This window comes from Desulfitobacterium elongatum, assembly GCF_055378975.1.
Genome location: NZ_AP038772.1, coordinates 2527260 through 2540186, shown reverse-complemented (window position 1 = coordinate 2540186; position 12927 = coordinate 2527260). Strand labels below are relative to the sequence as shown.

At 39.2% G+C, this 12927-nt stretch carries 16 protein-coding genes and 1 riboswitch; of the genes, 15 read left to right on the top strand and 1 reads right to left on the bottom strand.

The genetic code is table 11. The annotated features are described in order from the left end of the window. Positions 1 to 15: 15 nt before the first annotated feature. The 4 genes from ACZ42W_RS11885 (at position 16) to ACZ42W_RS11870 (ending at position 3030) form a co-directional block, all read left to right on the top strand. Positions 16 to 231, top strand: a complete 216-nt coding sequence (locus tag ACZ42W_RS11885; protein WP_464165568.1) for a hypothetical protein — start codon at positions 16 to 18, stop codon at positions 229 to 231. Between the two features lie 118 nt (positions 232 to 349). Further along, positions 350 to 697: a glutaredoxin domain-containing protein gene (locus ACZ42W_RS11880; RefSeq protein WP_464165567.1), complete on the top strand. Its 348-nt coding sequence runs from the start codon at positions 350 to 352 to the stop codon at positions 695 to 697. Between the two features lie 63 nt (positions 698 to 760). Then, a complete protein-coding gene (locus ACZ42W_RS11875; RefSeq protein WP_464165566.1) occupies positions 761 to 1354 on the top strand; it encodes a class I SAM-dependent methyltransferase in 594 nt (197 codons plus the stop codon). 5 nt (positions 1355 to 1359) lie between these two features. Further along, on the top strand, positions 1360 to 3030 hold the full coding sequence (locus ACZ42W_RS11870) for an FAD-dependent oxidoreductase (protein WP_464165565.1): 1671 nt from the start codon (positions 1360 to 1362) through the stop codon (positions 3028 to 3030). A 335-nt stretch (positions 3031 to 3365) separates the two neighbouring features. On the opposite strand, the gene ACZ42W_RS11865 is transcribed toward ACZ42W_RS11870, so the two are convergent. Next, the gene (locus ACZ42W_RS11865; protein ID WP_464165564.1) at positions 3366 to 3965 is read right to left on the bottom strand and encodes a hypothetical protein; all 600 of its coding nucleotides are present in this window, start codon (positions 3963 to 3965) and stop codon (positions 3366 to 3368) included. Between the two features lie 313 nt (positions 3966 to 4278). Between ACZ42W_RS11865 and ACZ42W_RS11860 the strand changes: the two genes are divergently transcribed. The 11 genes from ACZ42W_RS11860 to ACZ42W_RS11810 all read left to right on the top strand — a co-directional run bounded on the left by ACZ42W_RS11860 (position 4279) and on the right by ACZ42W_RS11810 (position 12926). After that, the gene (locus tag ACZ42W_RS11860) at positions 4279 to 4647 is read left to right on the top strand and encodes an ArsR/SmtB family transcription factor (RefSeq protein WP_464165563.1); all 369 of its coding nucleotides are present in this window, start codon (positions 4279 to 4281) and stop codon (positions 4645 to 4647) included. A 97-nt stretch (positions 4648 to 4744) separates the two neighbouring features. Beyond that, positions 4745 to 5761, top strand: coding sequence for a permease (locus ACZ42W_RS11855; protein WP_464165562.1), 1017 nt, complete (start codon positions 4745 to 4747; stop codon positions 5759 to 5761). Positions 5762 to 5813: 52 nt separating this feature from the next. Next, complete coding sequence (locus tag ACZ42W_RS11850) at positions 5814 to 6041, top strand: thioredoxin family protein (RefSeq protein WP_464165561.1); 228 nt, start codon at positions 5814 to 5816, stop codon at positions 6039 to 6041. 99 nt (positions 6042 to 6140) lie between these two features. Continuing rightward, positions 6141 to 6533 carry a rhodanese-like domain-containing protein gene (locus tag ACZ42W_RS11845; RefSeq protein ID WP_464165560.1) on the top strand — a complete coding sequence of 131 codons (393 nt, stop codon included), beginning with the start codon at positions 6141 to 6143 and terminating at the stop codon, positions 6531 to 6533. A 4-nt stretch (positions 6534 to 6537) separates the two neighbouring features. Then, complete coding sequence (locus ACZ42W_RS11840; protein WP_464165559.1) at positions 6538 to 6795, top strand: PadR family transcriptional regulator; 258 nt, start codon at positions 6538 to 6540, stop codon at positions 6793 to 6795. Between the two features lie 163 nt (positions 6796 to 6958). Further along, a complete protein-coding gene (locus ACZ42W_RS11835; RefSeq protein WP_464165558.1) occupies positions 6959 to 8146 on the top strand; it encodes an MFS transporter in 1188 nt (395 codons plus the stop codon). A gap of 709 nt (positions 8147 to 8855) precedes the next feature. Then, complete coding sequence (locus ACZ42W_RS11830; RefSeq protein ID WP_464165557.1) at positions 8856 to 9083, top strand: DUF1858 domain-containing protein; 228 nt, start codon at positions 8856 to 8858, stop codon at positions 9081 to 9083. Positions 9084 to 9096: 13 nt separating this feature from the next. After that, complete coding sequence (locus ACZ42W_RS11825; RefSeq protein WP_464165556.1) at positions 9097 to 10335, top strand: DUF438 domain-containing protein; 1239 nt, start codon at positions 9097 to 9099, stop codon at positions 10333 to 10335. Positions 10336 to 10562: 227 nt separating this feature from the next. Continuing rightward, positions 10563 to 10695, top strand: a riboswitch (molybdenum cofactor riboswitch). Between the two features lie 146 nt (positions 10696 to 10841). After that, positions 10842 to 11147 carry a DUF2325 domain-containing protein gene (locus tag ACZ42W_RS11820; protein WP_464165555.1) on the top strand — a complete coding sequence of 102 codons (306 nt, stop codon included), beginning with the start codon at positions 10842 to 10844 and terminating at the stop codon, positions 11145 to 11147. A 22-nt stretch (positions 11148 to 11169) separates the two neighbouring features. Continuing rightward, positions 11170 to 11670: a heterodisulfide reductase-related iron-sulfur binding cluster gene (locus ACZ42W_RS11815; protein WP_464165554.1), complete on the top strand. Its 501-nt coding sequence runs from the start codon at positions 11170 to 11172 to the stop codon at positions 11668 to 11670. 329 nt (positions 11671 to 11999) lie between these two features. Beyond that, positions 12000 to 12926, top strand: a complete 927-nt coding sequence (locus ACZ42W_RS11810; RefSeq protein WP_464165553.1) for an MBL fold metallo-hydrolase — start codon at positions 12000 to 12002, stop codon at positions 12924 to 12926. The last annotated feature ends 1 nt before the right edge of the window (position 12927 follow it).

Below are 12927 nucleotides of genomic sequence, written 5' to 3'. Positions count from 1 at the left end.
TGGAGGTGTTTTTAATTGGATGACCTAAATGACCTGAGTCTAGCCGACATCAAGCGGCGCTTGCAGACACTCGAAGAGGAAATCGAGGAATTGGAAGAAGAAAAAAACTACGTTCTTAAGCAGACTGGACTGCACATCGGTGGGGTTAAAGTACAAAGATATCAGGCGGACACAGTGGCGTTGACTCAGTCTATAGCTGAACTCAAAGCTGAACTGGCAAAGAGAGAATAGCTAGACCTGCAGGGTAGTTCCTTAAGACGTTTAAAGAATGTGCTACTTTCTGTGACGGAAAAGAGACTGATAAAATATACCAAGCCCTTTTCAATAACTTGGAGTAAGGAGAATAGTGATGAAGAACGTAATTATGTTTACAACGAAAACCTGACCATACTGTACTATGGCGAAGGAGTTCCTTTCGCAGCATAAAATTCACTTTGTAGAAAAGAATATCAATGTTGATGATCAAGCTCGTTCCGAGTTAATGCGTAGGAATATTAGTGGAGTCCCCACGTTTCTTATCGGTGACGATGTAGTGGTCGGATTAGATAAAGCAAAAATTCTTGAGCTTGTCGATCACCGAGTCATTCAATGTGAAGAATGCCATGCCAAGATGAGGGTGCCACTTAATAAAGGAACTATTACCGTTACTTGTCCAAAGTGTGCGTATAGTTTTACAATAACACCAAGTAATCTCTGATTAACAGTAAACCTTGTCTTACGAATTAAAGGTTCAATAATAAAGTCTTGCTAGGAGGAAATTATGAGTCATAAGTTTAATCCGGAGAATAAAGACAAACTTCAAAGCGATTGGCGGAAAAAGAACGTACCGCCAATCCCAACCTTGAAAGAATTAGGCCTGGCTTCTGAAGATACACTGGCCGACCTTGGATGTGGGATAGGATACTTTACAATTCCAGCAGCTGAAATTGTTGATAAAACAAATAAGATACTTGCGTTGGATACCTCCGAAGAAATGCTAACCGAGGTTGAAAGCAGAGCTTGGGAAGCTGGCTTTTCAAATGTTGTTACTATAAAGACGGAAGAATATGACCTAAAGCTACCTAATGAATCTGTGAGTTTTGCACTTATTGTTAATGTACTTCATGAGATTGAAGACAAGCAGCGGTTTCTTAAGGAAGCTAATCGAATAGTTAAGCCTGCAGGGAGAATAGCCGTGGTTGACTGGGAGAAGAAGCGAACCGAAATGGGGCCGCCGATTGACCATCGAATTAGTTTAGAAGAAGTGATGGAGCTGTTGACGGCTTCGGGTTTTGAAGTGACTAAGGAACACCATCTTGCTGATGTCTTTTTTGGCATTGTGGCAGTAAAAAAAGAGTATTTGACAAAGGAGTGAATAAAATGAAGAAACGAGTTTTAATTGTTGGTGGTGTTGCAGGCGGGGCGAGCGCTGCGGCGAGACTGAGGCGCTTAGATGAAGATGCGGAGATAATCCTGTTTGAACGAGGTGAGTATATCTCTTATGCAAACTGTGGGTTACCGTATTATTTGGGTGGAGTGATCAATGACCGAGATCATCTTCTTGTCCAAACTCCAGAGGGAATGAGAACACGATTCAAGATAGATGTACGTGTAAATAGTGAAGTCTTGAGTATTTTCCCGAAGAAAAAAGAAATTGAAATCCAAGAAAAGGACGGTCGTACGTATCGAGAAGCGTATGACAAGCTGGTGCTTTCTCCAGGGTCGATGCCTGTTCGTCCACCAATCCCAGGGCTAGATCAAATCAACGCTTTTGTTGTTCGGAACGTTTCAGATATTGATTTAGTCAAATCATTTTTGGACGACAAGAAACCTCAAAGGGCAGTAGTTATCGGTGGAGGATTTATCGGCCTAGAGATGGTGGAAAATCTCGTTGCAAGAAATGTTCAAACCACCATTGTTGAAATGAGTAACCAATTGATGGCCCCTCTTGATTTTGAAATGGCCGCCAATGTTCACAGCTATATACGGAGCCGTGGAGTCAACATAATCTTAAAAGATGGTGTAGCGGGATTTAAATCAACCAATGAACAGACTGGAGTCTTACTACAAAGCGGTAAACACATTACTGCGGATGTCGTTATCTTAGCGATAGGGGTAAAACCAGAAGTGAAGCTTGCTAAAGATGCAGGATTAACCATAGGGAAGCTTGGTGGGATTCAGGTTAATGAGCAACTTCAAACGTCTAACCCAGATATATATGCGATTGGGGATGCCATTGAAGTTAAACATTGGGTAACGGGTCAAGCAGCACTTATTCCTTTGGCTGGTCCAGCTAATAAGCAAGGTCGTATTGTTGCTGATATTATAGCTGGACGAAAGGCTGAATATAAGGGGACACAGGGAACGTCAATTGTTAAGATTTTTGATCTTGTCGTAGCGTCTACAGGTGCGAATGAAAAGTTACTGAAGAGCGTAGGAATACCTTATCAGGTTTCATTTACCCATTCTGGATCCAGTGCAGGGTATTATCCAGGCGCATCAATGATGTCGATTAAACTTATTTTTCGCTCCGATAATGGTAAGATTCTTGGTGCACAAATCATAGGCTCTAATGGCGTAGATAAGCGTGTTGATGACATTGCAGGAGCTATTCGACGTGAAGACACTGTTTATGATTTAACTGAATTAGAATTAGCGTATGCACCACCCTTTTCCTCAGCGAAAGACCCAGTAAATATGGCGGGTTACGTCGCAAGTAATATACTTTACGGGGATATGTCAGTTATCCAATGGGATGAACTTCATAACCTTGATCCTGAAGATACAATGATTATTGACGTACGGACACAAGAGGAATATGAAGCCGGCCATATTCAGAGTGCAAAAAATATCCCAGTAGACGAGCTTAGGATTCGTTTAGCAGAAATCCCCAGGGATAAGAAAGTTATTGTTTATTGTAAAATTGGGCTTCGAGGATATATCGCCTATAGAATTCTTCACCAACATGGCTTCAATCAAGTCAAAAATCTGAGTGGAGGATGGCTTACTTACAGCCCAGCGATAGCTGAAATTCAAAGGCAATACTCTTAAGACGTTGCAATAGATTTATGGATAAGGACGACAAAACGCAAGGGAGTGATACCCTTGCGTTTTTTTTTTGATTTTCGTATTATTCTTTCCAATCTTAATTGTGAACAGTCTAGCACTTCTCAACATCTTACAGTACTGAAAAGTCAGGGTATGGTAGAAGGGAAGAAAGATGGATCAAAGGTTTTATATTCAATCAAAAACAAAGAGTTTTTGAAATGATTGATCTTGCTGAAGCAATTAAACTTCGTCAGATAGAGAAACAAAAAAATCCTTATTATAAAAAATAAAAGAAAAAATGTTAGGTCTAGATTAGTACAATCCAGACCTAACATTTTTCATTGGAGGTTCTTTACAACAGGTTTTAAAGTTTGTTTATTTTTTAAGGTCATATCAGTTAAGGTGCCCATTGGGCATATCGTACACCATGTTCGGGGCTTGTATAATAAACCGAGTAAAAGACCAATGGTTACTGTCGTAAACATCATAGAGTAAACACGGAATCCCAAGTGAATTGCCCAATCAGGCATTACACCAACATTCAAAAGCTGAGGGATATTCCAAGGAAGTTTAAAAGCCATTAAAAACCTGATTTTTTCAAGAGGTTCTCGTTTATCTAGGAAAACCATCAGGGTTGACATACAAATTACAAAAAAGTTAAGAGAGAAATAAGTTACCATTACCGTTCTTGCCGTCCCATTTAAAAGAAATTTTGGGGTGGGCTTTCCAGTAAGGCTAATATTCTTGAACAGTTTGGTAAAGAGATTAGATCTTGGGCAATAACCTTGACACCATGAATTTTTCTTATCTTTGGCAGCAAATACAAAGGGCATGATAAGACAGAAAAAACCCATCCACGCGAAAATAATATTAAAAAAGCCTAGAATAAAGAAGGAAAGTGTAAAAAAGTACGAATACTTAATCCAGTACTGTTTCATAAAATAACGCCTCTTTCTTATTTCTTAAATATTTTTACTATTTATTATCCTTTGATGATTGGATTATATCAGGTGGAGGGATTGGATTTGTTACAAAAGTATGAACTGTGAAATGACATATTTCGTTCGGAGTTTTGTCACTGTTTTTCGAAGTTCAATTTTTTTCGTTTGAGTGATTAATGCAGTGAAAAGTCGCGCTTGTCGGATAGATGAATCGGTATTGCTGAATATCCGATATTGACTCAATAATAAATCGAGAATATAATACATATATACGCATATGCGTATATATGTATTATATTTGGAGGTGTTTATGAATAAACTTACTGGTTTCTTTAAACTTCTATCGGATGAGACACGTCTAAGAATCTTGGTTTTGCTTTTCCATAAGGAATACTGTGTTTGTGAGATTTATGGAATCCTGGAAGAGTCTCAACCTAAAGTCTCTAAGCACTTAGCTAAGCTACGGGATATTGGACTGGTCAAGGTTAAGAGGCGGGAGCAATTTTTCTATTATGAGTTAACCTTAGAGAATGCATTGTTTCAGGAAATACTACAGGGAATCGTTCGTAATATTGAAAGTTATCCTGTTCTTCAACGGGATTCAGAAAGAAGCAAAGAGGCTAATGTTTATTTAGAATCCTGTGCCATTAAGACTTCATGGATTTTAGAGAAAAGCTAAAAGGTGGAGTAGGAATTAAATAAACTTCTATTTTGGAAAGCACGAAAAATGTATAAGTAATATATATGTCTTATTGGAAGCTGGGTGAGGAAAGTATATGGAGATAATGGTGGGATTCTTCGGTATATTAAATGATCAACTCTTGAAAATGACGTGGTTGTCCGAACTTATTCGGTTATTAGTTGAGGAGATTTTTGGGTTATCAATTACTGAACGTTTAGGTGGAAGTATTCATTTTTTTATCTATGATACAGTTAAAATTTTTATCTTACTGTCGGTACTTATCTTTTTAATATCATACATCCAAAGCTTCTTTCCTCCAGAAAGAACAAAAAAACTTCTTGGGGGAATCACAGGAATTAAGGGAAATATTCTAGGGGCTTTACTGGGTACAATTACCCCGTTTTGTAGTTGTTCCAGCATCCCGATTTTTATCGGCTTTACGTCGGCAGGACTTCCCTTAGGTGTTACATTTTCCTTCTTAATCTCTTCTCCACTCGTAGATCTGGCTTCACTCCTTATTTTGATGTCGTTTTTTGGGGCCAAAATCGCAATCGCATATGTCGTAGTTGGTTTGATATTAGCTGTGTTAGGTGGAATACTGATGGATAAGTTTCGACTCGAACACTACGTCGAAGGATATGTGCGTGAAATTGAAAATACGGATGCTGAGATTCTTGAGATGACCCGGGAGGAGCGGATATCCTATGCTAAGAGCCAAGTTATTGAGATATTTCATAGGGTATGGCTATATGTGCTCATTGGTGTAGGGATTGGTGCTGCGATTCATAACTGGATACCCCAGACCATGATTGAAATGGTGATTGGAAATGACAATCCCTTTGCTGTACTTCTAGCAACCACTGTAGGAATCCCAATGTATGGAGATATCTTTGGGACGATTCCGATTGCAGAGGCACTTTTTGGAAAAGGGGTCGAACCAGGAACGATTATTGCTTTTATGATGGCGGTTACAGCATTATCTCTTCCGTCTATAATCATGTTATCTAAAGTGGTGAAGCCAAAACTCTTAGGGATATTTATTGCAATTGTAGCAGTTGGGATTATTATTATAGGCTATCTATTAAATGCTATTGCCATTTTCTTTATTTAAAGTTTTGATCTAAATTGATTCTAAATATATTTTTCAAAAAGGAGCGTTTAGAATGATTATTAAGATTTTAGGCTCAGGTTGTGCAAACTGCAAAAAATTAGAGGAAAACACCAAACAAGCAGTAAAAGAGATGGGGCTTGATGCAACAATCGAGAAGGTAGAGGACTTTAAGCAGATTTTAGGGTATGGTGTGATGAAGACCCCAGCATTAGTCGTCGATGAGAAAGTCAAAATTATGGGACGAGTTGCTTCTCCGGAAGAAATCAAAAAGCATCTGTAAAAACCCTTGCCATTATACCCCCCGGTGGTATAATGGAGATATAAATGGATACGAACTAGATATTTCCGTATCCGAAAATTATAATTATGGGGTGTTTAAATGCAAGACTATACATTTCTCATTCTCATCATTGGTCTTTTGATTTTTGTCCTATATCCGAAGCTTTCCTTAGCTAGTAACAAGAATATAAAAAATATTTCAGCTGAAGAAGCGCACCAACTTATTAAAGCAAACAACGGTGTAATAATTATCGATGTAAGAACTGTGCAAGAGTTTAAATCAGGACATATACCCGGCTCAAAATCTATCCCTGTAGCAGAATTTGCTTCAAGAATTAATGAACTTAACAAATATAAAGATTCTCCAATATTAGTTCACTGTGCATCAGGGGGGAGAAGCCCTGCAGCATTAAGAGTTCTCTTAAAGCACAATTTCAGTAACATCTATCATATGAAACAAGGTCTAAGAGGCTGGGCATACGGTTTAAAATAGTTTTATGGTGAAAAATAATGTCCCTGAAAATGGTCGACATACTCCGGCTTTATTATTGCTTTTATTGGTCGAAGGTCCATCTTATGGAGCGTTGCTTTTGACTAGAATGGAAACCGAACTTCCTCACTGTTTTTCTGACTGTGCCATTGTATATCGAAGTTTGCAAGAAATGGAGAAAAACGGTTGGGTCGAAACAAGTTGGAAACTGATAGATACTGGTCAAAAGCGAAAATGGTATACGATAATACGAAAGGAGAGCTAGCGCTTAGAAATCAAGCGGAAGACATTTGTCTACGACTTTCAAATTTTGATTTTTTCTTGACACGTTATCAAGATCTTAATCATGATCATAAGGGCACCTAAGTAAGATCAATAACTTCCCGCAAATAAGAACATAGGCATTATTATGGAGAGGATTTTATTTTATGAACATAAAACAACCGATTCAATACTCCAAAATCGGAGTATTATCTTTAGCTCACATGCTCAATGATATGTATAGTAACTTTCTTCCGCAGATGCTCCCGTTTCTAGTCGTTTTGAATTCAAACTTTACAGCTACGCGGGCAGCGATTCTGGTTGCTGCCTTTACGATCTCCTCATCACTGGTTCAACCCTTCTTTGGCTATTATTTAGATCGCCAGGGTAAACGTTGGCTTGTTTATGTCGGGACATTATGGATGGCAATTATGCTCAGCATAACAGGCATTGTCGAGAATTATAGCGTTCTTGTCACATTGGCGGCTCTGGCCGGCCTCGGTACGGCTGCTTTTCACCCCCAGGCCTCAACGATGGTTAACGTTTTAAGTGGGGATCGTAAAGCCGTTTTACTTTCGGGCTTTGTTGCTTTCGGCAATTTTGGTTTTGCGTTAGGACCGCTTCTCTTAGTTCCCCTATTTCAGACGTATGGATTACACGCCACCCTAGTTACGGTGGTCCCTGGAATTTTCGTCGCGATCCTGCTCTTCTTTTTTGCCCCACGCAGTGATGTCTTAGCAGGTACTGCCCCTGAATTCTCTGAGGTTATGTTATCACTTAAATCTGCTGCCAAGGAACTTATAGCGATTGTTGGGGTGATTGCCGTTCGTTCTTTAGCTTATACGGGAATGTTAACGATGCTTCCTCTATACTTTAAATCGCAAAATTTATCCAATATTGCAGCCAGTCATTTGGTCACCATAATGCTAGCGGCAGGGGCTATCGGTGGGATTATTGGTGGCTTTATCTCGGATTCTTTTGGACGTAAGCGTTTGATTGTCGGTTCTCTTCTAATTTCAACCCCTCTATTTTTTACCTTTCTCAAAACACAAGGAATATTAAGTGTTGTTTTTCTAGCCTTAGCCGGTGCGGCTTTACTTTCAAGTTTTTCTGTGACGGTAATTGCTGCTCAGGAAGTCATTCCAAATAACAAGGCGATGGCAGCAGGTTTAACCATGGGATTTGCTGGTGGGATTGGTGGTCTTGCGGTTATCCTGCTTGGTCGCGTCGCTGATCTTTGGGGGCTTCAAACAGCGATTTCTATAATCTTTCTTCTACCCCTTCTTGCAGGTTTGATTGGGCTGCTTATGAAAAGCCGTCCAGCGGCACGGGCACAACGGATGATAGCTCGCTAATTTAGCGAAGAAGTCATTTTAATTCAGGCAAGTAAGCGTATATTTAACCTAGAAAAAGCACATTATAATCTCGAAGGGTACGTAATGGTTGAGCCAAGATTTATATATGCTTTGTCAAAGAGGTGTATGTGGGTCGAGTCAAAGATAATTTATAGGCGAAAGTTTATAAGTTGTCAGAGAGAAAATTCTTGGGGGTAGGGAAAAGCTTTTAGCTAGTCGACTTAATCGTTGATTATCTAAGGGTTCCAACTTATCTTCAAGGGTCGAGCGAAGATCATCCTGGGTTTTGAAATTTTTTGTATATAGACATACACTGTAGGGTGTATACCTATATATGAATTTATCGGTCTTATTTAGCCGAAAGGTTAAGTAGGGTCGGGTAGATATCCAGTATGGTCGAACGAACCATCAACTGGGGTGGCGATTCTGCTTGGTTATGAGTCGAAAGATTATAGCTAGGTAATAAACTATCTCTCTTGGTGCTAGGTAGATCATTACGTGCTCTTCTTTAACTGACAGCCAGGGGCTTCGTTCAAGGTTTTATGAACGAAGCCTCTTTTGAATTATTTTTTTAGAAACAATGGGACGGTTATCTAGCTTCCTTCGTTTTTTCCAATGATGCTTTTTTTACTTAAAAGTATGAGCGAAATCACAGCTAGAGTTCTATACTATCTGGTATGATGACCTTAATAAAGAAGAGGTGATTCATATGAGCAAGATGATTGACCTATCCAAGACGGTTTATGAGATTTGTACAGAAGATCCAGAGGTCATTGACATCATGAAGGAATTAGGCTTTGAAGGGATTACTAACCCAGGAATGTTAAGCACTGCAGGACGCCTAATGACCCTTCCCAAAGGTGCAGTCATGAAAAAGATTAGTTTGGATAAACTGAAAGAAGTCTTTATAAGTAAAGGGTATCAAATCAAAGAATAAGGAGTGAAACAGGATGAGTGAATTATTCAACAACCGTGAACACCGTCAAAGAATTCTAAAAGAACTGATTACTGACTTGCATAAGGGTAAGACTGTTGAAGAGGTAAAATCTCGCTTCGAAAAGCTGATCGAAGGAATTTCTCCGAGCGAAATATCTGAAATGGAACAAGCTCTGATCTTAGAAGGAATGCCTGTAGAAGAAATACAGGGACTTTGTGACGTGCATGCAGCAGTATTTAAAGGTTCGATTGAAGAAATTCATAGCCCCCAAAAGGATGAAGATGCTCCAGGGCATCCTGTGCATACTTTCAAGCTTGAGAATAGAGAACTTGAAAAGTTGATCAATGATAAAATATTGCCCGGGCTAGAAAGCTTGAGTGACTCAGGACGTGTGGAAACTATACACCAACTTCAAGAAGGCTTTGAGACTCTCTGGGAAATCGATAAGCATTATAGTCGTAAGGAAAATCTACTGTTTCCTATCATGGAGAAACACGGAATTACCGCTCCTCCAAAAGTCATGTGGGGGGTCGATGACGAAATACGGGCTGCCATTAAAGAAACTCGGAAACTTTTAGCAGGCGATCCGCTAAGTAAAGAATCAGTACTCGAAAAGGGGAAGGAAGTTGCTACTCGAATTCCAGAGATGATATTTAAAGAAGAAAACATTCTCTTTCCCATGGTACTCGAGACCTTTTCCGTCGAGGAATGGGTTCAAATCGCGGAAGCGAGCGACGAAATTGGTTATACCCTAGCGAAGCCACATGGAGCTTGGAAGCCCGTCCAGCTGAAGAGGGAAAACGAAACAACAGGGGAAAAGGAGCAGGGAGAAGGACCGGTCCATGATAGGTATGTTGAATTTGATGCGGGCCTCCTTCTGCCAGAAGAAATCAATGCCATGCTGAACACTCTGCCACTGGATATTACGTTTGTCGGTAAGGATGGAACCGTAAAATACTTCACCCAGGGAAAAGAGCGGATATTCGCGCGGGCCAAGACCGTCCTTGGAAGGGAAGTTCAAAATTGCCATCCACCCGCAAGTGTTCATGTCGTGGAGAAGATCGTCGAAGAACTAAAATCGGGTAAAAAAGACCATGAGGAATTCTGGATTAAGATGGGAGAAATGTTTGTTTATATCCGATACTTTGCCGTTAGAAATGCGGCAGGCGAGTATCTAGGTATCATGGAAGTCACACAGAATATTAAGCCGATCCAAGAGATATCGGGTGAAAAGAGACTAATGTCAGAGTAACCATCAAATCAAACCCCTGAGAGCGTCAGGGGTTCTTTTATTGCCCTAGATAAGCGCTAATTCGACATTCCTCTTACAATATATGATAATAAAAACTATTGTAAAAGAACATAAACGAATGTATAATTACCATATGTATGATTCTAGTTAGTTTTAGATAGTGCGTGCTAGTCTATGGAAAATGGATAATTAATTTTTACTTTCTCCTCCGTGTTAAATGTTACTAATTTCATATTCTTCTCCGAGCCGAAACGACCTAAAGAGTAATCCATGGTATTTCGGCCAGGGCAATAAGCCCTCGGGTGTACTCAGAAATGGGTAGGCCTTCACGATTGAAAAGGAGGTGGATTTCCAAGCCATGAATGGACTTAGTCATGGCTCCACTTTCGATGAGTGGAGCCATGACTTTTTGATTTATGATGAAGCTATTCTTTGTGCATTAAAGGCAATGGGATTCTTAAAGAGGCTATTACTGTTTCTAGAAAAAATCCAAGGAGGTGAATTCAATGAAAATTGCAATCATTGGGGGATATAATCTCGAAAGATACGGAGGGTCCTTAAGTAAAGTTGAGGATATGGTGATTGGTTTCCATGATGGGAGACCTAAGCAAAGAAATAAAAAGTGCATGGAAATTCTTATTAAAGATGCTGATTATGTAATTATAGTACAATCGGTCTGCTCGCATAGCAGTATGTGGGATGCGAAAGCTGTGGCAAAGAAATGTAATAAAAAGGTATATTACGCACACAAGCAAGGTTTAGCTTCGATTCTGAATACAATTGAAAGTCAACATAAAAGCAAGACGGCGTAGAAAGCGCAGGGGCGAAATCTTTGTGAAAGAAGGTTTGAAGAATATGGGATATAGTTATGCTAGGGAAATGTGGATCCCAACATTGATAGATAAGCCTAATCCAGAGTACTTGTTTTTTCCTGGTTGTAGACTATCTGACGAGTCTGCAGGAGAATCAATTCATTCCATTAAGAGCTTACTCCTAGATGCTCATGTAAATATGGCCATATTAGGTGAAGAAAATTGGTGTTGTGGTGAGAAAGCAAGGAAGGCTGGTTTTGAAGATCTATCGCGTTTAATCGCTAAAAGAAATATTGCACTCTGGCATTCATTGGGGGTTAAAAAAATAATAACGAGCTGTACCCAGTGCTTTGTCACATTGGAAAACGAATATCGTAAGTATGGCGGCGATTTCGAAGTTATACTTCAATCTGTATTCTATGAAGATATACACTGTAATGCCAAGTCAAAAATAAGTTGTAGCAAGGGCAGGAGGTGTGGGGTAGATTCTACTTCTTCGTTAACATATTGGAAAGTTCACTGAAAATAGGCTTTAAATTACTGGAGTTTGTACTTATTGAAACCGAAAATTGAAAATGCAATACCTCGAACGCAAATGTTGGAGCAACTGTTAGATGGTATCCCATAAAATGGATATAGAATGGTTTTGATGATGCACTTATCAATTTAAGGAACATCTCTTTTGCATCATATGCTGTCAGTGGGAATGGATCAAAGAAGTGGAAGGCTCCTGAGTATGTCTAGTTCTCAGGGGCCTTCCACTATTACAAAAGAGTTCTTTCAAAATCGAGATGCAATGGAGGTTGATACTTGCTATAATGTGTGATGGATGAAATTCTAGGAGGAAATCGCTTGGAAATCAAAGAGATCAAGGGAAATACCTATTGCATTGATACGGGAATGACCTACATTCCTTTTTATAAAATGAACGAAGAAGAAATTATCTTGTTGGATTCCGGATGGGCAAAAGGAGAGAGAAAAGGAATCGATGAGCTTCTAGCAAAGAACAATTTTAAGGTCGCAAGTATTATCTGCAGTCATTCTCACATTGACCACATCGGAAATAATGCCTATTTTAAGAACAAATATAACTGTACAATTGCTATGTCAGCCTATGAGGCACTCGTTTGTAGTTCAACAGTCAATCTTAAGGCTTATTTTAGTACCCAAACTCTATCAGTTGTTGAAGAGCACTATGAAGATATGGTTTGCGAAACTGATATCATGATTTTGGATAACCAAGATCGAATTAATATGTGTGGTTATGAATTTAAAATTTTTCATACACCAGGACATAGCCCAGCACATATATGCATTATTACTCCTGATGATGTAGCGTATTTAGGTGATGCCCTCATTAGCTATGATGTAATGGCAGGGGCTAAAATGGCCTACGCTTTCATACTCAGAGAAGATTTAAAAAGTAAAGTAAAGCTGCATGATCTTAAGTGCAGTCAATATGTCGTGGCACACAAAGGGATATATAATGATATAACAAAACTCATTAACGATAACATTAATTACTACAAGAATCGAGCTGCAAAGATATATGAACTTATAGACGGTGCTATGACTATGGAAGATATTTTCAAGGCTGCCATAAAGAAGTTTGACATTCAAGTAAAGAGCACCTATAGATATGCAGTCATCGAAAGGATGTTAAGATCCTATGTTGAATATTTGAATGAAACGGGAAGTATAGAGCTAAATATAGAGCATGGTTTTCTCAAATATTCTAAAGGTTCATTGTGTATTGAGGAAGTCGCAATAATGGAGTAGA